Raw genomic sequence first — 18,456 nt, forward strand, 5'->3', positions numbered from 1 at the left:
CTCCGTTTTCTGTCAGCCCGCCTGCTTCACCCGCATGTACCACTCCACGAGGCGCCGAACCTGACGCTCGGTGTAGCCACGCTCCATCATCCTTGCCACGAACTCACCGTGCTTCTTCTCCGTCTCGCCATCCTTCTTGGAGCCGAAGCTGATCACTGGCAGGAGTTCCTCCACCTGGGAGAACATCCGGCGTTCGATCACGTCGCGGATCTTCTCGTAGCTCGTCCAGGATGGATTGCGGCCGTTATTGCCGGCGCGCGCCCGCAGCGAGAATTTCACCACCTCGTTGCGAAAATCCTTCGGATTGGCGATGCCTGCCGGCTTTTCGACCTTGGTCAGTTCCTGGTTCAGGAGCTCCCGGTTGAGAAGCTGGCCGGTATCGGGATCCTTGAAATCCTGATCCTCGATCCATGCATCCGCATAGGATACGTAGCGGTCGAACAGGTTCTGGCCGTAATCGTGGTAGGACTCGAGATAGGCCTTCTGGATCTCGTGACCGATGAAGTCGGCATAGCGGGGAGCCAGCTCCGCCTTGATGAACTCCAGATAGCGCCGCTCCACGTCCTGCGGCAGTTGCTCGCGCCGGAGCGCCTGTTCGAGCACGTACATCAGGTGCACCGGATCCGCCGCAACCTCGATCGTGTCGTGGTTGAAGGTGGCGGACAGGACCTTGAAGGCGAAGCGGGTCGAGATCCCATCCATGCCTTCATCGACACCGGCCGAGTCCTTGTATTCCTGCAGGCTGCGGGCACGCGGGTCCACCTCGCGCAGGCTCTCGCCGTCATACACCCTCATCTTCGAATAGAAGTTGGAGTTTTCGTGCGCCCGCAGGCGCGACAGCACGGAGAACCGGGCCAGCATCTCCAGCGTAGCGGGCGCACATGGAGCACCGGCAAGCTCAGAGCCGCGGATCAGCTTCTCGTAAATCTTCTGCTCCTCCGTGACCCGCAGGCAATAGGGCACCTTGATCACGTAGATGCGGTCGATGAACGCCTCGTTGTTCTTGTTGGTGCGGAAGGTCTGCCACTCCGCCTCGTTCGAATGGGCCAGGATAATGCCGGTGAACGGGATGGAGCCGATATTCTCCGTACCGACATAATTCCCTTCCTGCGTGGCGGTCAGCAGGGGGTGGAGCATCTTGATCGGCGCCTTGAACATCTCGACGAATTCGAGGATGCCCTGATTGGCGCGATTGAGGCCGCCTGAATAGCTGTAGGCGTCTGGGTCGTTCTGGGAGAGCGTCTCAAGTTTGCGGATGTCGACCTTGCCGACGAGGGACGAGATGTCTTGGTTGTTCTCGTCGCCCGGCTCCGTCTTGGCGACACCGATCTGCCGCATGCGGGACGGGTTGATCTTGACCACCCGGAACTTGGAAATGTCCCCCTTGAACTCGTCGAGGCGCTTGATCGCCCAGGGGCTAAGCAGGTTGGTCAGGCGACGGCGAGGGATGCCGTAGCGCTCTTCCAACGCGGACCCCATCTGCTCCGGATCGAACAGCGCGAGCGGGCTCTCGAAGACCGGGCTGATCTCGTCACCTGCCTTCAGGACATAGATAGGATTGACCTCCATCAAGGCCTTCAGACGCTCGGCCAGGGAGGACTTGCCGCCGCCGACGGGGCCCAGCAGATAGAGGATCTGCTTGCGCTCCTCCAACCCCTGCGCTGCGTGACGGAAGAAGCTCACGATCATCTCGATCGTCTCTTCCATGCCGTAGAATTCGGAAAAGGCCGGATAGACCCGGATGGTGCGGTTCATGAAGATGCGGCCGAGACGTGCGTCCTTTGAGGTATCGACGAGCTGAGGCTCGCCGATGGCCGCCAGGATGCGCTCCGGAGCGCTTGCATACATCATGGGATCGGTGCGGCACCCTTCCAGGTATTCCGCCAGGGACATCTCCGCCTCGCGGCGGGTCTCGTAGGCTTTCAGAAAACTCGAGAACAGGTCGTCGGAATGAAGCATGGCGCCACCGAAATCCAATCCCTCTCAAAGACAACGATTCTGCACCGCTAAGGTTGCCCAGACCATGCGATACTGTGATGCGGCCAAATGGTGCGGCATAGCCCTTTCGTTGCGGCGGCTGATCAACAGGTCACGACAGATCGGGCTTATCTCGGGTCCGTCTGTGCGACTTGGAAGTTTGCCCGCCCTCACAAACAGGGTCGCGGATTGCGGGCCCTACGGCAAGTTAAAGTTTCTCACCAGAAGCCTGTTTTGGTGTGCCGCATTGCCGCCTGTAAAATCATGAAGCGACTTTTCCTCAAGTGAGCGCAAGCCCTTACCTAAGATGTGGGGAGAATTGACGAGGAAGCCAACCTCCGGCGATTCACTTGCCCGTGACCTTGTGGAAAAGCTTCTATCCGCTGCAATGCAACAAAGGCTTGCCCTCCAATTGAACAAACTCTGCCCGCCTCCATTGACGGCGTATCCATCAAGCCTATCGTCTGTAGCGCCTGAATACCCAGCGGGGCTTACCTCTTCAGCTCGCTCAATCCGGAGAACTTTCCTGTGATCAAAGCTTTCGGCTATGCTGCCCAGGATGCGTCCACACCGCTTTCCCCCTTCAGCTTCGAGCGCCGGGAACCGGGCGAGCGAGACGTTCAGATCGACATCCTCTATTGCGGTGTCTGCCATTCCGATCTGCACACGGTTCGGGAAGAATGGGGCGGCACGCTTTATCCTTGTGTGCCGGGTCATGAGATCGTGGGCCGCGTCGCCCGCGTCGGCTCAAGCGTGCAGAAGTTCAAGGCCGGCGACATCGTCGGTGTCGGTTGCATGGTCGATTCCTGCCGCACCTGCCGGTCGTGCCGCGAAGGTCTGGAGCAATACTGCGAAGTCGGATTCACGGGCACTTACAATGGTCCGGAACAGGGGACCGGGGCCAACACCTATGGCGGTTACTCCGACTCTGTCGTGGTGGATGAGAGCTTCGTCCTGCGGGTGCCGGACGGTCTCGATGCGGCGGCTGCGGCACCCCTCCTGTGCGCCGGCATCACCACGTTCTCGCCCCTGCGCCGCTGGCGCGTTCAGGCTGGGCAGAAGGTCGGCGTCGTGGGCCTCGGCGGCCTGGGTCACATGGCCGTGAAGCTGGCCAGGGCCATGGGTGCGCATGTGGTCCTCTTCACCACCTCTCCCAATAAGCGGGAGGATGCCCTGAAGCTGGGCGCCCACGAAGTGGTCGTCTCCAAGGACCGGGAGGCCATGAAGGCCCACCGCAACAGCTTCGACTTCATCCTCGACACGGTGGCGGCTCCGCACGACCTCGACAGCTACCTTGTGCTGCTTGCCCGAGACGGCGCCATGGTGCTCGTGGGCGCCCCCGCCGAGCCCCATCCGGCCACCACCGTGTTCAACCTGATCATGAAGCGGCGTCAGCTTGCCGGCTCGCTGATCGGCGGTATCGCGGAGACACAGGAGATGCTCGACTTCTGCGCCCAGCACGGGATCACCGCTGAGATCGAGATCATTCCGATCCAGAAGATCAACGAGGCCTATGAGCGGATGCTCAAGAGCGATGTGAAGTACCGTTTCGTGATCGACATGGCCTCGCTGAAGCAGGACACCGCCGCTTAAAGCCCGGCAGCGGCATCAATGCTCTCTCCCCTTGCCGCTCAGGGCCGAGGGAACGCTGGAGAAGGGCTTGAGGCACCTGCCTGTGCCGGGCCGCTTGCCGGCACGGGCGTCTCCTCCACCAACCTTTGCAGGAACAAGAGGAAGCACCGGCCAGTTAAAAGCCAAGGCAACACAAGCGGGGCCGGACCGATGCGTCCGGCGGGATCGGTTCTTGCATGCTTTCCGACACTTGGCGCCTCCTGAAGGTGGCATTCGCAGGCTGGTGGAACGACCGCGCCATGAGCCTTGGCGCCGCTATCGCGTTCTTTACGGTTTTTTCATTGGCTCCGATGCTGCTTGCCGCCATCGCGGTTGCCGGCCTTGCCTTCGGCCGGGAGGCCGCGCAAGGCGCCATCGTGGCCGAACTCGGCGGCATGATCGGCAACAACGAGGCCTCGGCCCTTGAGGCAATGATCGCAAGCGCCAGCAATGTCGGCTCCGGTATCGTCGGCATGACGATCGGGATCATCACCTTTCTGCTCCTCGTGACCGGAGCCGTGGTCGAGCTTCAGGACGACCTGAACATCATCTGGAAGGCAAAACCGCCCGCCACCTATGGAGTCATGAGCTTCGTCCGAACGAGATTGATTAGCCTTGCGCTGGTCCTGGGCATCGGCTTCCTGCTTCTTGTCTCCCTGGTCGTCGATACCGGCCTCACGGCCGTCGGGTCCTACCTTGAAGCGAACTTCTCCGGCGCGACGATCATCCTGCGCTTCCTCAACAGCCTTGTCGCCTTCTCCGTCGCCACGCTCCTGTTCGCGATGATCTTCAAGATGCTGCCATCCGTCGACCTCCAATGGAGCGACGTCTGGACCGGATCCCTTGTGACCGCCCTCTTGTTCACCCTCGGCAAGTTTCTGATCGGCTACTATCTCGGCAAGAGCAACGTGGCCTCGAGCTACGGAGCCGCCGCCTCGATCATCACCATCCTGCTCTGGATCTATTACTCGTCCCTCATCCTGCTCTTCGGCGCGGAGTTCACCAAAGCCTATGCCGAGAACCGGGGTAGCCGGCAGGATCGCAAAACGGCAGAGCTGCAAAAAAGAATGGGCCAGGAAACCTGACCCATTCTCATTCCATCTTGAACCTATGCTAGGACTACTCAGCCGCCTCTTTCGTGGCTGGCTTCGTCGGAACGTCGCGCATGCCGTTCAAGACCTCTTCGGCCGAAGCTTTGTAGTTCTTCACGGAACTCGTCCACTGACCCCAGACGGCCGGATCGATCGTGTCGCCGTTCTTGCCCAGCCTCTGAAGCCTGCTCTTGTCCTCGTCCGTCAGCACCTGCTTCGGCAGCGGCTGAAGGTTGCGCACATCGTCCGCCGTAATGCCGAGCACTTTGCCCACCCGGGTGCCGTAGTCGTCATGGACCAACATGAGGTGCCAGACCATCCGTTCCTGCACATCCCGCTCGCATTGGCCGAGCAGTGTGCCCATGTTGAGAACGAGATCGTCGCGCTCCCAGTCCATCATGGTGCAGTAGCGGCCTCGCGCCTGGACGTAATCGTTGCGGCGCTCAAGGACGCTGCGGGTCAGGCGCCCCCGGATCTCCGGCGCATTGTTCGGCTCCTCGCGAGGCGATTCACGCAGGCCATTGTGGATCGAAGGCTCGTAGTTCACGTGCGGGTTCTGCCCCGGCGCAAGATCGCGGCGATAGGACATCTGCCCGCCGTTCAGGTTAGTGGAAACCTTGGCGTTCTTGGCTTGGTTCACCGGCAGCTGCAGGTAGTTCGTGCCGACGCGGTAGCGCTGGGTGTCGGAATAGGAGAAGGTCCGCCCCACCAGCATCTTATCGTCCGAGAAGTCGAGCCCGTCCACGAGAACGCCCGTGCCCATGGCGATCTGCTCGTTCTCGTTGAAGTGATCTTGGACGTTCCGGTTGAGCGTCATGACGCCCATGTGGCGGAGCGGGAAGTCCTTCTCTGGCCAGATCTTGGTGTCGTCGAGTGGATCCCAGTCCAGCTCCGGATGGTCGTGATCCTCCATGATCTGAACGTACATGTCCCATTGGGGATGTTCGCCCCGCTCAATGGCCTCATAGAGATCCTTGGAGGCAGAACCGAGATCCTGCCCCTGCACCTTGGCGGCCTCCTCGGCCGTCAGGCTGGCCAGGCCGCAGCGAGGATGGAAATGGTACTTCACCAGGACCGTATCACCCTTGGCATTGACCATCTTGTAGGTGTTGACCCCGAATCCTTCCATATGCCGGTAGCTCGCCGGAATGCCACGCGGGCTGAACAGGTGCGTCAGCATGTGCATGGATTCCGGGGCCTGGCTCATGAAGTCGAAGATCCGGTTCGGCTCTTGGCGGAACGTGATCGGATCGGGCTTCAAGGAGTGAATCACATCCGGGAATTTAATGGCATCGCGGATGAAGAAAACTGCCAAGTTGTTGCCAACCAGATCCCAATTGCCGTCCTCGGTGTAGAACTTCACGGCAAAGCCGCGCGGGTCGCGGGCAGTCTCGGAGGAATCGCGGCCGCCGATCACGGTGGAGAAGCGGATAGCCAGCGGCGTCTTCTTGCCGGCTTCCTGGAACAGCTTGGCTCGGGTGTACTTGGAAGCGGGCTCGTCGCCGATCTTGCCGGTGACCTCGAGCTCGCCGTAGCAGACGAAACCACGGGCGTGGACAACGCGCTCCGGGATCCGCTCGCGGTCGAAATGGGTGATCTTCTCAAGGAATTGATAGTTCTCCAGCGTGGCCGGGCCACGGCTTCCAACCGTGCGCTGAGACTGGTTGTTGGTGATCGGATGGCCCTGCCGGTTCGTGAGAACCTGATCCGGCGTTCCCGACGGTGCTTTGGGGCTCTTATCCATGGCTCTCTCCCTTGAGGAATTGTTGATTGCGATGTGCCCCTGAAGAACCTTACAGGACCCGCAGCGATCAAGACCAATCGATATTTCTATGAGTTCCGATCAGATTATCTGATTGGGCTGTCCAGCAGTCCGCCGCATGTTCGCGAAGGCAACATCCGGAATCGGCATTGGTTTCGCCGGAGACGCCGATGATCCGCCGGAAATTTTTGAGACTTTGCGTCCTTCTACGACTCAGCCGAAGAGGCGGTCACCCTGCTCGTCGATGATCTGCTTGCCCTTGGTGACGGCGAAGGCAGTTGCATCGTCTTTGCTGGGATGTGTTTCGGCACGCACGAAGCGGTGCTCCTTCATCCCCTTCTCCGAATCCTTCTCAATGATCCCCGCCGTCTGGTACCCGCCCTTGGCCGAGTACGGTGCGGGACGGATCCGAAAGCCCTTATACTCGACTGCGTCGGCAACAGGCTCCTCGCGGCCGGTCGCGCTGCCTCCGCCTGCAAAACGGTTCCAGAGGCTTTTCAGGATGGAAGGCATAACTGAACTCAAGCTGTGTTGATTCGTGAGCCCGAAGCATAGTCGGGCTTCGGCAAAGGAGCGAATCGCGTCCTATCCCTTCACGATCCCATGATCGCACTTCGTCCTTTTGGAACAGTATCTTGACGGCGAGGGTCCTAGATTCAACTCTACCAGGAACGCGCTGTCGGGGGACTCAGGAGGCCACGATCATGAAATATCCTCTGTTCGGACTGGTCTTCTCCGGAGCGCTTCTGATAGGCGGTATCGCCGTCGCCCATCATGGCTGGGGGAGCTACGATGCGGGCCGGCTCATTTCCGTCACGAGCAACATCCAACGGGCCAATTGGGAGAACCCCCATGTGACGGTGGGTGTAACCCATGAGAATAGGAACTGGGACGCGGTCTTGGCCCCGCCCTTCCGAATGAGCGCGAGAGGCCTGAACCCGGACATGCTCAAGCCCGGGACACCGGTCAGGCTCGAGGGCTACCCCTCCACGCGCACGGAAACGGAGTTGAGGGCCGAGCGCATTGTTGTGGGTGGCAAGACCTACGAACTGCGCTAGGCGCTCCATGTATCTGGACCTGCTCGCGGCCCTGGAAGGCTCCTGGCTCGGCCATCTGGGGCGCCACTCCGCATGGCTTTATACGGCTGCGAACCTGCTCCATGTGCTCGGGGCTGCCTTCGTGGTCGGCGGCATCGCGGTGTTCGACCTGAAGGTCCTGGCCGAGCATGGCAAGCATGCCTGGCAGGTGGGGCGCTATGCCATTCGCCTCGCGGCGGCAGGCCTCCTCCTGCAGGTCCCCACAGGCCTGCTACTGCTTGCCGTCGAGGCTCGTGCGCTCGGAACCAACCCTGCCTTCTATGTGAAGCTCGCCTTCATCGCGTTAGGCCTCGTCAATGTCGCGCTTTTTCACGCCCGTTTCGGATCAGCCCTGCGCGCCGGATTCCTTCCCCCTGGAGCCCGGATCTATGCTCTCGTGTCGCTCCTCGCCTGGAGTGTCACACTCTTGGCAGGACGGATGATCGCCTATCTGTAGCTTGGCACGATTTGTAGTTACCCAACGATGAGGTCTTTATGCGCTTGCAGCTGGCGCTTTGCGGAATCCTTCTTTGCTGCAGCCCGGCCTTTGCCACTCCTGGCTCCTCGGGTGAAACAGTCGAGCAGGCTCTATGCCGGCTGATCGAAGGCGCTGCACGGGCCCAAAAAATTCCGCGCGACCTGCTCACCAAGCTGATCTGGCAGGAAAGCTCATTCCGGCCGCATGTGGTCAGCCCAGCGGGAGCGCAGGGCATCGCGCAGTTCATGCCAGGCACGGCCAGGGAACGCGGATTGGTCGATCCCTTCGACCCTGAGCAGGCCATCCCGAAGGCTGCGGAATTCATCGCACGACTTGCAGACCAGTTCAGCAATCTGGGGCTCGCCGCCGCTGCCTATAACGGGGGTCCTGCTCGGGTCGCCTCGTGGTTGGCCGGTCGTGGGGGACTGCCGGCGGAGACCCAGAACTACGTCTTCGCCGTGACGGGCCGCTCGGCGGAGGAATGGGCCTCGGATGCAAGGGACAAGAAGGACACTGGTCAAGAGGCATCCGGCACTGAACCTCAGACATGCCTGCAGGTTGTCGCCACCTTGCGGACTCCCGGCCGTGGAGAGAAGATTGAGGCTCCCTTTGCGCCATGGGGCGTTCAACTTGCCGGGAATTTCTCGAAGGACAAAGCGCTGGCAAGCTTCAGGCGTGCAAGCGGGGCTTATGCATCCCTGATCAAGGATACGCGGCCGATGATTATCGGCACGCGCCTGCGCTACCGCGGAACCAGAACGTTCTATCGGGTGCGCGCACCTGCCGAAACACGCCAGGCAGCGGAGAAGCTGTGCCGGGATATCCGCTCGGCGGGAGGCAGCTGCATCGTCCTGCCGAGCTAAAGAAAAAGCCCTCCGGTGCTTCCATCGGAGGGCTCCCTTGAATGATCCGGATCAGCGCCGCTGGGGCCGGAGTGATCGGGCCAGTTCGCGGATGACATTGTCCTCGATGTTGAGGTTCAGATCGTTGTCATCGTTATTGTCGTCATCGTCGCGCATGTCCGCGTCCGCCGGAGCGGCGGGCCTGGACAGCACACCGCGTTGTGGAGCCGCCGGCCTATCACCTGCCTGGGCCGCAGGTGGCGGAGGGGGTGCGTTGCGCTGACTACCACCCTGCTCCGCCTGATTGCGGGCGGGTGCGTGATGAGCCGTATAGCCCCGAGGTGCCACGTAGCGATTTTCCAGCGCATCCAGCAGGCTATTGAGGGCCGCGTTCGACATGGGAACGTCCGGCGCCTGCGGGGCACCTTCCAGTGCAATGGAGCGGTTCTGATAAGGAACTTCCGTTGTGACGTCCGCACCGAACCAGGAAAGAGGGCGGAAATCCCGGGCTTCATCCTCGCTCTCGAAGAACACGGAGATCAAGTCGAGGGGCCCCGGCGTCACGAAGCGCAGGATCTGGATATCGCGGGTGCCCACGGTCAGGTGCGTCAGGAGATAATCCAGCTTGCCCGGCGTCACGTCGAGAAGCGCCTCGGCATGAGCCCGCGGAACCTCGGTGCGCTCCTCGATCGGCCCACCGGAACTCGCATGAACCAGAACGAGGCTACCTTTGTCACCTTCGACGACCACGAAGGAACTGCGGTCGGCTTGATTGGGGAAGTGGCCTTCCGTGACACGATTGCCTCCCCGTTCCTTGCGGATGAGACGCGCAAGGGAAGAGGCAATGAGGTAACGCCGGGAAGTAACCATATTAAGTTCTCTACTATTATCGGAGTGCCGCGTACCAGCTCGAAGAATTTACAGCATGCTGATCCAAAACAACGAAGTTACAATTCATACTCCAGAGGCAACTCGTCTGGGTTCGACATGAAACAACGTTTGATACTGCGGAAATTCGAGCATGTAAGCGAAATTCTCTTGAAAGCCTATGATGGCGTTCGCGTGGCAAAGTTCAATGGATGTGGCAAAAAGCTGCCAGAGATTTGTCGATAGAGTTAATGGGCGCTCGATTCATGTGCCCATATGCCACCTGAAGAGCTTTGTGGACACGACGGTTCTCAATCCTGAGCATCAGTCTATTACATAGGTTAAGCCTCCGGCCTCTCACTGAAGAAGATGCCGGAGCCAAATGCGTAGCGCATCCAAGAGCGTCAGGTCACTCGCTTGCGGTGGTCTTCGGCACGTAGGGTGAATTTCCGTCGAAGGTGTAGGCGGTTTTCACCGTGGTGTAGAATTCGGCTGCATAGCGGCCCTGCTCGCGCGGACCGTAGGACGAGCCCTTCCGACCGCCGAACGGCACATGGTAGTCCACACCCGCCGTGGGCAGGTTCACCATCACCATCCCGGCCTCCGCATTGCGCTTGAAGTGCGAGGCATATTTCAGGCTCGTGGTGCAGATGCCCGAGGACAGGCCGAACGGCGTATCATTGGCGATCTCCAGCGCTTCGTCATAGTCCCTGGCCCGGATCACCGTCGCCACGGGCCCGAAGATTTCCTCGCGCGCCACCCGCATCCGGTTGTCCACCTCCGTGAACAAGGCAGGCGCCAGATAGAAGCCGGGCGCCTCGCGCTTCAGGAGTTCGCCGCCAGCTACCAGCTTGGCGCCTTCTTCCTGGCCGATGCGGATGTACTTCAGGTCTTGGTCGAGCTGGCCCTGATCCACCACCGGGCCGATATGGGTACCGGCCTTCAAAGCATCATCGACAACCAGGCCCTGCATGCGCTCCTGCATGGCGGCCACGAACCGGTCGTGGATGCCCTCGGTCACGATCAGCCGGGAGGAGGCGGTGCAGCGCTGGCCGGTGGAGAAGAAAGCCGAGTTGACGGCGCAGTCCACCGCCACCTTGAGGTCGGCATCGTCAAGCACCACCATCGGGTTCTTGCCGCCCATCTCGAGCTGCAACTTCTTCATCGGATCGGCCGTGATGCAGGTCTGGGCCACGCGGCGTCCGGTGGGTACAGAGCCGGTAAAGGAGATTGCCGACACCTTGGGGCTCTGCAGCATGGCCTCGCCGACCACCGAGCCCTTGCCCATCACCAGGTTGAACACGCCAGCCGGCACGCCGGCCCGGATGATGATCTCGGAGAGCGCATGGGCGGAGCCCGGCACGAGCTCGGCGGGCTTGAACACCACGGTGTTGCCGTAGGCCAGCGCCGGGGCGATCTTCCAGGCCGGAATGGCGATGGGGAAGTTCCAGGGGGTGATCAGGCCGATCACGCCCACGGGCTCGCGGGTGATTTCCACGTCGATGAGCGGCCGCACGGACGGCACCTTCTCACCGGCCAGCCGCAGGCACTCGCCGGCGAAGAAGTGGAAGATCTGGGCCGCGCGGGTGACCTCGCCGATGCCTTCGGGAAGCGTCTTGCCCTCCTCGCGGGAGAGGAGGCGGCCGAGTTCCTCCTTGCGGGCCAGGATCTCGTCGCCGACGCTTTTCAGGATATCATGGCGCTGCTGGATCGAGGAGCGGGACCAGGCCGGGAAGGCGTCATATGCGGCCGCAATCGCGCTCTCGGCTTCTGCCGCCGAGGCGCGGGCGAACTCGCCCACCACGTCCTGCGTGTTCGACGGGTTGATGTTCGGCGAGGCCTCCGACGCCGCAAGCCACTCGCCCGCAATATAGTTCTTCGTCATCGTTAACCTGCCTGTCTGGTGTTGATGAGGCCCCGCTGGGCCAAGTTGGACATGAGCGCCCGGATACCGAAGGTCCAGGGCTCGCATTCGGAACTGGGCTTCATGCGGTTCGTAAGCGCCCCGAGCTTGGGAGCCGCAATGGTGACGATGTCGCCATACTTGTGGGTGAAGCCCATGCCGGGCTCACCTCGATCCTGCGTGGGAGCGAACATCGTTCCCAGGAAAAGCGCAAATCCGTCGGGGTACTGATGGTGCGGCCCGACCGTCTGTGCGACCAAGTCCTCGGGATCGCGGCTGATCTTGGTGATGGAGGACGAACCTTCGAGCTTGAACCCGTCCCCGCCTTCCACCGTGAGCGTCACATTGGTCTGGCGCACGTCGTCGAGAGAGAAGGTGTCGTCAAAGAACCGGACGAAGGGGCCGACCGAGCAGGACGCGTTGTTGTCCTTCGCCTTCGAGAGCAGCAGAGCCGAGCGCCCTTCGAAATCGCGCAGGTTCACGTCGTTGCCGAGGGTCGCGCCCACGATCTTTCCTTGAGCGGTGACGATCACCACCACTTCCGGCTCGGGATTGTTCCAGGTCGATTTGGGATGCAAGCCTGCATCCATGAAGGCGCCGACGGCGGAGAGGGTCGGCGCCTTGGTGAAAACCTCTGCGTCCGGCCCGATGCCGACCTCGAGATACTGGCTCCAGGCTCCTTGAGCCATGAGAACATCTTTCAGTGCCATCGCCTCAGTGGAGCCCGGCTTGAGGCGACTGAGATCATCACCCACGAGTCGGAGAACCTCGGCCCGGATGGCGGCTGCGGCGCTTGCGTCGCCCCGCGCCCGTTCTTCGATGACACGCTCCAGCATGGAGACTGCGAAAGTGACGCCGGCAGCCTTGATGACTTGAAGATCGATCGGCGCCAGAAGCCAGGGCTTGGAGGGATCGCGGCGGTCGGGGGCCGTATTCGCGGCAATGTCTTCCAGCGAGCCGATCCTCTCGCCCCGCGCAGCCTTCACGGTACCCGCCGGATCAGCCATGGCGGCAAGATCGCTGACCGTGGAGCATGTGGAGGAGATGTCGAAGAGGCCATCCTCCCTCACGACCACGACCGAAGGTCCCAAGCCGGGACGCCAGACACGCCCGACGAGCGCACCCTGAAACCCATCTTCCGGCAGGATACGGAGAATGTTCGTTGAAGACAAATGGTCCATCGGCCGGCGCTCGCTTTCCGTGAGAGCTGTGCTTCGCCCTCTTTCCTTGTGTGCCTTTGATATAGCGAGCATGCCGCAAGGGGCTATAGGGAAAATTCATTGCAGCTCTGCTCTGCCGGCGAAGCTCGGAACAAACCCGGTTCATCCCCCGTTCGCAGCGTAGTTACGCCACTGCAATGCCATGGACGTGCCGGCCGACACCGAGAAGGATGCGAGAAATGTCCGATACCCCGTCTCCCAATCCACAGCCCGATGTTCCCAATCCGATGCCCCAGCCCGTGCATCCCGATCCGGGACCGGCGGGCATTCCCAGTCCTCAGGAGCCCGTGGGTGTCCCGCCCGTTACGCCCAGTGACGCCCCCAGCCCCGCCGAACCAGTCGGGATCCCACCGTCAGGGCCTCAGGAACTCCCCATCGGCCCGATGGGGAATTAACGCCGCTTGGAAACTGTGCTTTGTGCGTGGCCGGGTCGAAGGAGTCCCACCGCATGGATGACAGCAAGCGTTCGAATACGGCCAACATGACCTCGCCTTCCTACCGTCTGGCAGCGCTCGATCAGGACTTTCTGCTCGGCGATTCCATGCGGGGCGTGCGGTTCATGCTGGAATACGCCAAAGCCGAGGAGCATCTTCGCACCTGGGGTATCCGCTCAACTATCGTCGTCTTCGGCAGCGCCCGAGTACGAGAGGATGGGCCTGGCAAGTTTCCCTTCTGGTACCAGGAGGCACGCTCCTTCGGCGCCATCGCCTCGCAGCGCGGCGGCGCTCTGACCCATAACAGCGGTATTCGGGATAATGTGATCGCCACCGGCGGGGGCCCCGGCATCATGGAGGCCGCCAACCGGGGAGCGTCCGACGTGGGTGCACCGTCGATCGGCTTCAACATCACCCTGCCACACGAGCAGGAGCCCAATGCCTACTCGACTCCGGACCTGACGTTCCGCTTCCACTACTTCGCGATGCGCAAGATGCATCTGGCTATGCGCGCCAATGCCCTGGTGGTGTTCCCCGGAGGCTTTGGCACCTTGGACGAGTTGTTCGAGATCCTGACTCTCCGGCAGACAGGCAAGGCGCCGCCCCTGCCCATCGTGCTCTTCGACAAGGCCTATTGGCAATCCGTTATCAAGTTCGACGCCTTCCTCGAGCACGGCATGGTCAGCGAGAAGGATCGCGAGTTGGTCAATTTCGCCAACACCGCCGAGGAGGTTTGGAGCACACTCATCGAAAATGGGCTCGTGGTTCAGACACTCGATAGAGGCTCGGAGCAGGATTTCTGAGGCTGGGTTGGAGAGGTTTGAATTGATTTGACAAAATCGCCGGAGTGACCTTTCATGAATCTCATGGGGGTCGCGATCTCCCCACGAGGCGACATGCCCAAGCATCGCATCCGCAGCAAACGTTCACGGATGCATCATGTCGTCATTCAACACAATCTCGGCTGAAAAGCTTGCTCGTCTTGTCGGCACCCCCAAGTGCCCGGTGCTCATCGATGTTCGCACCGATGAGGATTTCGAAAGCCATCCACGTCTTATCCCCGGTTCTATAAGACGCCCCTTCGGCACGGTCTCGGATTGGGCTCATGAATTCACAGGTGGATCCGTCATCGTGATCTGCCAGAAGGGGCTGAAGCTCAGCCATGGGGTGGCAGCCTGGCTCCGCCATGCCGGCATACCGGCCGACACTCTCGATGGCGGAACTTTGGCCTGGGCTCAAGCTGGCTTGCCTATGGTGCCCGTTGCAAGGATCCCACCCCGCGATCCACGGCAGCGAACGATATGGGTGACACGCTCGCGCCCCAAGATCGACCGGATTGCCTGCCCGTGGCTGATCCGCCGCTTTGTCGATCCGAGCGCGGTATTCCTGTTCGTTCCGACCTCGGAGGTCCCCGCCGTCGCGGATCGGTTTGGGGCCACGCCCTTCGATATCGAAGGCGCCGATGTCTTCTGGAGCCATCGCGGGGAGCTTTGCACCTTCGACGTGATGGTCGAGGAATTCGGGCTCGGCATCGAGGCCTTGAAACGCCTCGCCACGATCGTGAGGGGGGCCGACACGGCTCGGCTCGATCTTGCTCCCGAGGCGCCAGGCCTCTTGGCCGTTTCCCTGGGACTATCCCGCATGTATCCGGACGATCTCGCCCAGCTCGAGGCTGGGCTTCCGCTCTATGACGCCTTCTATCGCTGGTGCCGGGATGCAACGGATGAAACACATAACTGGCCCTCGAAGAAGCCTGGGGCGTGATATGAGCGAGACGGTGCAAACCACGGGACGTTCGAGTCCTCAGCCCCTCCCAAGCCATGGCGTCTCCCTCGGCGAGGCCTTGCGGGTCTGGCTGCGAGTCGCGGCCTTGAGCTTCGGCGGGCCGGCGGGCCAGATTGCCGTGATGCATCGCATTCTGGTCGAGGAGAAGCGCTGGATCTCGGAGAGCCGGTTTCTCCATGCCCTCAATTACTGCATGCTGCTGCCGGGGCCTGAGGCACAGCAGTTGGCCACCTATGTGGGCTGGCTCATGCACCGCACGCGCGGCGGCCTCATGGCGGGCGGCCTGTTCATCCTGCCGGGCATCATCGCCATCATGACCTTGAGCTGGATTTATGCCCTCTACGGCAAGGTGGGCTTCGTCGCAGCGCTGTTCTTCGGCCTGAAGGCGGCCGTGCTCGCCATCGTGCTCGAGGCGGTGGTGCGGATCGGCAAGCGCGCGCTCAAGAACCGAGTGCTGATCGGGATTGCGGCGGCTGCCTTCGTGGCGATCTTCTTTCTCGACGCCCCCTTTCCGCTGATCATCCTCGCCGCCGGTTTGATCGGGTTTCTTGGCGGAAGAGCAAACCGGGCGGAGTTTCAGCTCGGCGGGCATGGCAGCCAGAGTGAAGCGGAAGGTGACAACCTGCTAGGGGAGAATCTCCCAGATCACGCAAGACCCTACACAGGACGAAGCCTGCGCATCGCCGCTGTATGGCTGACGCTCTGGCTCATGCCTGTCGCCACACTTCTGCTGCTTCTCGGCGGCACAGATGTCTTCAGCCAGATCGCGATCTTCTTCTCTAAGATGGCGATGGTCACCTTCGGCGGCGCCTATGCGGTTCTGGCCTACGTGGCGCAGCAGGCCGTCGAGACCTATGGTTGGCTGCAGCCCGGCGAAATGCTGGACGGTCTCGGAATGGCCGAAACGACCCCCGGCCCGCTCATCATGGTGCTGCAGTTCGTGGGCTTCATGGCAGCCTTCCGGGATGCGGGCGCTCTCCATCCGCTTCTGGCAGGCACGCTGGGCGGCCTCCTCGCCACATGGGTGACCTTTGCACCCTGCTTCCTCTGGATCTTCCTTGGCGCCCCTTACATCGAGGTGCTGCGCGGCAATCGCTCTTTAAGCAGCGCCTTGACGGCAATCACCGCCGCCGTCGTGGGCGTGATCCTGAACCTCGCCATCTGGTTCGGCATCCACACGATCTTCAGAGACGTTCGCCCAATAGAGTGGGGCATTCTCAACTTTGACGCGCCTGTGTGGGGAAGCGTGAATCTCTGGGCGCTGCTGCTGTCGGCGGCGGCTATCGTTGCCATGTTCCGCTTGCACGTCGGGATGCTGCCAACCCTGGCTGCGACTTCGGCCGCGGGGATCGCTCTCTACGCAGCTGGCGCCATCGCGTGAGGGTGGGGTGAGGCAGTGTCCGCCTCACCCACTTTTCGTTCAGGTCACGGACGAGATCTGGCCGCCATCGACACGCAGGATCGAGCCCGTCATGAACGAGGCCTTTTCGCTGGCGAGGAACACGGCAGCCGCTGCGAACTCCTCGATCTCGCCGTAACGCCCAGCCGGTATGCCGGCGCGAGCGGCGGCAGCCACATCCTCCACGGAGCGGCCCGTGCGCTCGGCATTAGCGGCGTCGAGCTGCTTCAGGCGATCTGTGGCGATGCGGCCCGGCGCAATGGCATTCACGGTGACGCCAGAGGACGCCACCTCGCTCGCCAGCGTCTTGCCCCACCCCACAAGCGCGGGACGGATGGCGTTGGAGATGGCAAGGTTCGGGATCGGCTGGATCACGCCGGACGAGATCACCGAAATGATGCGGCCGAACTTGCGCTCGATCATGCCGGGCAGCAACTGATCGGCGATGCGCACGAGATTGACGAACATCGCATCGAACGATTGGCGCCACTGATCGGACGATACCCCTTGAGCCTTGCCGGGCGGCGGACCGCCGCTGTTGAGCACGAGGATGTCGACACCACCAAGCGCCTCCGTCACATCCTTCACCAGCGTGTCAACCTGATCGACCTTGCCAGTGTCGCAGATGAAGGGGAGAACATCCTTGCCGATCTTGTCGGCGGCGACTTTCGAACCTTCCATCGTGCGGCTTGCGATAGCCACACGAGCGCCCTCCTCCGCCAAGCCTTGAGCGATGCCGAAGCCCAGACCCTTGCTCGCGCCGAGAACGAGCGCGCGCTTTCCTTCCAATCCTGTCTTCATCTGAAAATTCCCCTGTTCTTACGAGCGCTCGATGCGCTCCATCAGCCATTCGATATCGGCAATCGTCTCCGGGCTCAGCTTCGGCCCAGGCTTGCGCAGCGTGTCGGTGGCGATGATGCCGCGCCGCTTCAGCACATATTTGCGCACGGCCAGCCCGACGCCGGGCTGCGTCTCGTAACGCACCAGCGGGAGGTGCCTATCAAAGAGGTCGTGCGCCTCAGTCCGCTTGCCCTGATTGATGAGGTTGACCACGCCCACCAGCATCTCAGGGTAGGCATAGCCCGTCATGGCGCCGTCGGCGCCGCGCTCCATCTCGAAGGGCAGGAACATGCCACCGTTGCCACACAGAATCGAGACGCGCCGCACCTGGCCGGCATCGCTTGCGCGGCGCAAGGCGGTAATCTTGTCGAGACCAGGCCAATCCTCATGCTTGAGCATGACGCAGGACGGGCTCTGCTCAATGATGCGCATGATCACCTTCGGCGTCATGACCACATTGGTGGTGAGCGGGTAATCCTGGATCACCCATGGCACCTCCGTGCCAATGGCTTCGACCGCATCGGCATAATAGGAGACGATCTGGTCATCGGTCTTCAGGGTCGAGGGGGGGGCGATCATGACGCCGGCAGCGCCCGCATCCATCACCCTGGAGGACAGGCCCGACATGGCGGCAAAGCCCGCTGCGGAAACCCCGACAATCACGGGCACGCGGCCCGCTACCGTCTTGATCACCTGGCGTGCGAAGGCCAGCGCCTCGTCGGCTGCCAACTTTGGGGCCTCACCCATAATTCCGAGGATCGTCAGCCCGGTGGCCCCGGCCTTCAGATAGGCTTCGACCATCCGGTCGGTCGAGGCGACGTCCACCCGCCCGTCGCCCTCGAAGGGCGTGGGGCAGATGACATAGACGCCGGCGGCAGAACTCGTGAGCAAGGCTTCCTCCATGGCAGAGCTAGGCAAAGGTCAGGGGACCCTCTTACACCCGCTTGCCGCCCAGCGCACTACCCTTCCAAGGCTGCCCAGCTATGCCTTTAACTCCGTCCGGAACCGCTCTTCTTGCCACCGCCGTCCTGCTTGTTGACGGTCGCCCACGCCCGCCGCTCGGCCTCCTTCTCGGAAAGACCACGGTTCTCGTAGGATTCTTCGATATGCTCGGCCTTGCGCTTCTGCTTGTCGGTGTAGGCGGACTTGTCACCGCGGGACATGGCACTCT

At 61.7% G+C, this 18,456-nt stretch carries 17 protein-coding genes; 8 read left to right on the top strand and 9 right to left on the bottom strand.

Features of this window, described 5'->3' with window-relative positions; all coding sequences use genetic code 11:
- Positions 1-12: 12 nt before the first annotated feature.
- The gene (locus tag I2H36_RS07755) at positions 13-1,959 is read right to left on the bottom strand and encodes a PrkA family serine protein kinase (RefSeq protein ID WP_196263320.1); all 1,947 of its coding nucleotides are present in this window, start codon (positions 1,957-1,959) and stop codon (positions 13-15) included.
- 546 nt (positions 1,960-2,505) lie between these two features.
- Here I2H36_RS07755 and I2H36_RS07760 point away from each other — a divergent pair.
- Both I2H36_RS07760 and I2H36_RS07765 read left to right on the top strand, forming a co-directional pair.
- Positions 2,506-3,570 carry a zinc-binding dehydrogenase gene (locus I2H36_RS07760; RefSeq protein ID WP_196263321.1) on the top strand — a complete coding sequence of 355 codons (1,065 nt, stop codon included), beginning with the start codon at positions 2,506-2,508 and terminating at the stop codon, positions 3,568-3,570.
- 215 nt (positions 3,571-3,785) lie between these two features.
- Entirely contained in the window at positions 3,786-4,673 is an 888-nt protein-coding gene (locus I2H36_RS07765) for a YihY/virulence factor BrkB family protein (protein WP_196263322.1), read from the top strand.
- A 34-nt stretch (positions 4,674-4,707) separates the two neighbouring features.
- Here the strand turns inward: I2H36_RS07765 and I2H36_RS07770 are convergent, their stop codons facing one another.
- Both I2H36_RS07770 and I2H36_RS07775 read right to left on the bottom strand, forming a co-directional pair.
- The gene (locus I2H36_RS07770) at positions 4,708-6,423 is read right to left on the bottom strand and encodes a catalase (RefSeq protein ID WP_196263323.1); all 1,716 of its coding nucleotides are present in this window, start codon (positions 6,421-6,423) and stop codon (positions 4,708-4,710) included.
- Positions 6,424-6,654: 231 nt separating this feature from the next.
- Positions 6,655-6,954: an HlyU family transcriptional regulator gene (locus tag I2H36_RS07775; RefSeq protein WP_196263324.1), complete on the bottom strand. Its 300-nt coding sequence runs from the start codon at positions 6,952-6,954 to the stop codon at positions 6,655-6,657.
- A 191-nt stretch (positions 6,955-7,145) separates the two neighbouring features.
- On the opposite strand from I2H36_RS07775, the gene I2H36_RS07780 reads away from it, so the two are divergent.
- The 3 genes from I2H36_RS07780 to I2H36_RS07790 are packed head-to-tail and all read left to right on the top strand — an operon-like array spanning position 7,146 to position 8,858.
- The gene (locus tag I2H36_RS07780) at positions 7,146-7,499 is read left to right on the top strand and encodes a DUF6152 family protein (RefSeq protein WP_196263325.1); all 354 of its coding nucleotides are present in this window, start codon (positions 7,146-7,148) and stop codon (positions 7,497-7,499) included.
- 7 nt (positions 7,500-7,506) lie between these two features.
- Positions 7,507-7,974, top strand: coding sequence for a hypothetical protein (locus I2H36_RS07785; RefSeq protein WP_196263326.1), 468 nt, complete (start codon positions 7,507-7,509; stop codon positions 7,972-7,974).
- Between the two features lie 38 nt (positions 7,975-8,012).
- Positions 8,013-8,858, top strand: coding sequence for a lytic transglycosylase domain-containing protein (locus tag I2H36_RS07790; protein WP_196263327.1), 846 nt, complete (start codon positions 8,013-8,015; stop codon positions 8,856-8,858).
- A 51-nt stretch (positions 8,859-8,909) separates the two neighbouring features.
- Here the strand turns inward: I2H36_RS07790 and I2H36_RS07795 are convergent, their stop codons facing one another.
- The 3 genes from I2H36_RS07795 to I2H36_RS07805 form a co-directional block, all read right to left on the bottom strand.
- Entirely contained in the window at positions 8,910-9,707 is a 798-nt protein-coding gene (locus I2H36_RS07795) for a CYTH domain-containing protein (protein ID WP_196263328.1), read from the bottom strand.
- Between the two features lie 406 nt (positions 9,708-10,113).
- Positions 10,114-11,589, bottom strand: a complete 1,476-nt coding sequence (locus I2H36_RS07800) for an aldehyde dehydrogenase family protein (RefSeq protein WP_196263329.1) — start codon at positions 11,587-11,589, stop codon at positions 10,114-10,116.
- 2 nt (positions 11,590-11,591) lie between these two features.
- Positions 11,592-12,788: a fumarylacetoacetate hydrolase family protein gene (locus I2H36_RS07805; protein ID WP_196263330.1), complete on the bottom strand. Its 1,197-nt coding sequence runs from the start codon at positions 12,786-12,788 to the stop codon at positions 11,592-11,594.
- Positions 12,789-13,275: 487 nt separating this feature from the next.
- On the opposite strand from I2H36_RS07805, the gene I2H36_RS07810 reads away from it, so the two are divergent.
- From I2H36_RS07810 to chrA, 3 genes are all read left to right on the top strand, one after another.
- Positions 13,276-14,064 (top strand): LOG family protein, encoded by a 789-nt coding sequence (locus tag I2H36_RS07810; RefSeq protein ID WP_196263331.1) that lies wholly within the window; start codon positions 13,276-13,278, stop codon positions 14,062-14,064.
- 136 nt (positions 14,065-14,200) lie between these two features.
- Positions 14,201-15,025: a chromate resistance protein ChrB domain-containing protein gene (locus tag I2H36_RS07815; protein WP_196263332.1), complete on the top strand. Its 825-nt coding sequence runs from the start codon at positions 14,201-14,203 to the stop codon at positions 15,023-15,025.
- 1 nt (position 15,026) lies between these two features.
- Positions 15,027-16,427, top strand: coding sequence for a chromate efflux transporter (gene chrA, locus I2H36_RS07820; protein WP_196263333.1), 1,401 nt, complete (start codon positions 15,027-15,029; stop codon positions 16,425-16,427).
- Positions 16,428-16,466: 39 nt separating this feature from the next.
- On the opposite strand, the gene I2H36_RS07825 is transcribed toward chrA, so the two are convergent.
- From I2H36_RS07825 to I2H36_RS07835, 3 genes are all read right to left on the bottom strand, one after another.
- Entirely contained in the window at positions 16,467-17,246 is a 780-nt protein-coding gene (locus I2H36_RS07825) for an SDR family oxidoreductase (protein ID WP_196263334.1), read from the bottom strand.
- Between the two features lie 18 nt (positions 17,247-17,264).
- On the bottom strand, positions 17,265-18,176 hold the full coding sequence (locus I2H36_RS07830) for a dihydrodipicolinate synthase family protein (RefSeq protein ID WP_425523287.1): 912 nt from the start codon (positions 18,174-18,176) through the stop codon (positions 17,265-17,267).
- A 98-nt stretch (positions 18,177-18,274) separates the two neighbouring features.
- Entirely contained in the window at positions 18,275-18,448 is a 174-nt protein-coding gene (locus I2H36_RS07835) for a hypothetical protein (RefSeq protein ID WP_196263335.1), read from the bottom strand.
- Positions 18,449-18,456 lie beyond the last annotated feature (8 nt).

The sequence above is a fragment of the Microvirga terrestris genome, assembly GCF_015694425.1.
Classification (GTDB): Bacteria; Pseudomonadota; Alphaproteobacteria; order Rhizobiales; family Beijerinckiaceae; genus Microvirga; species Microvirga terrestris.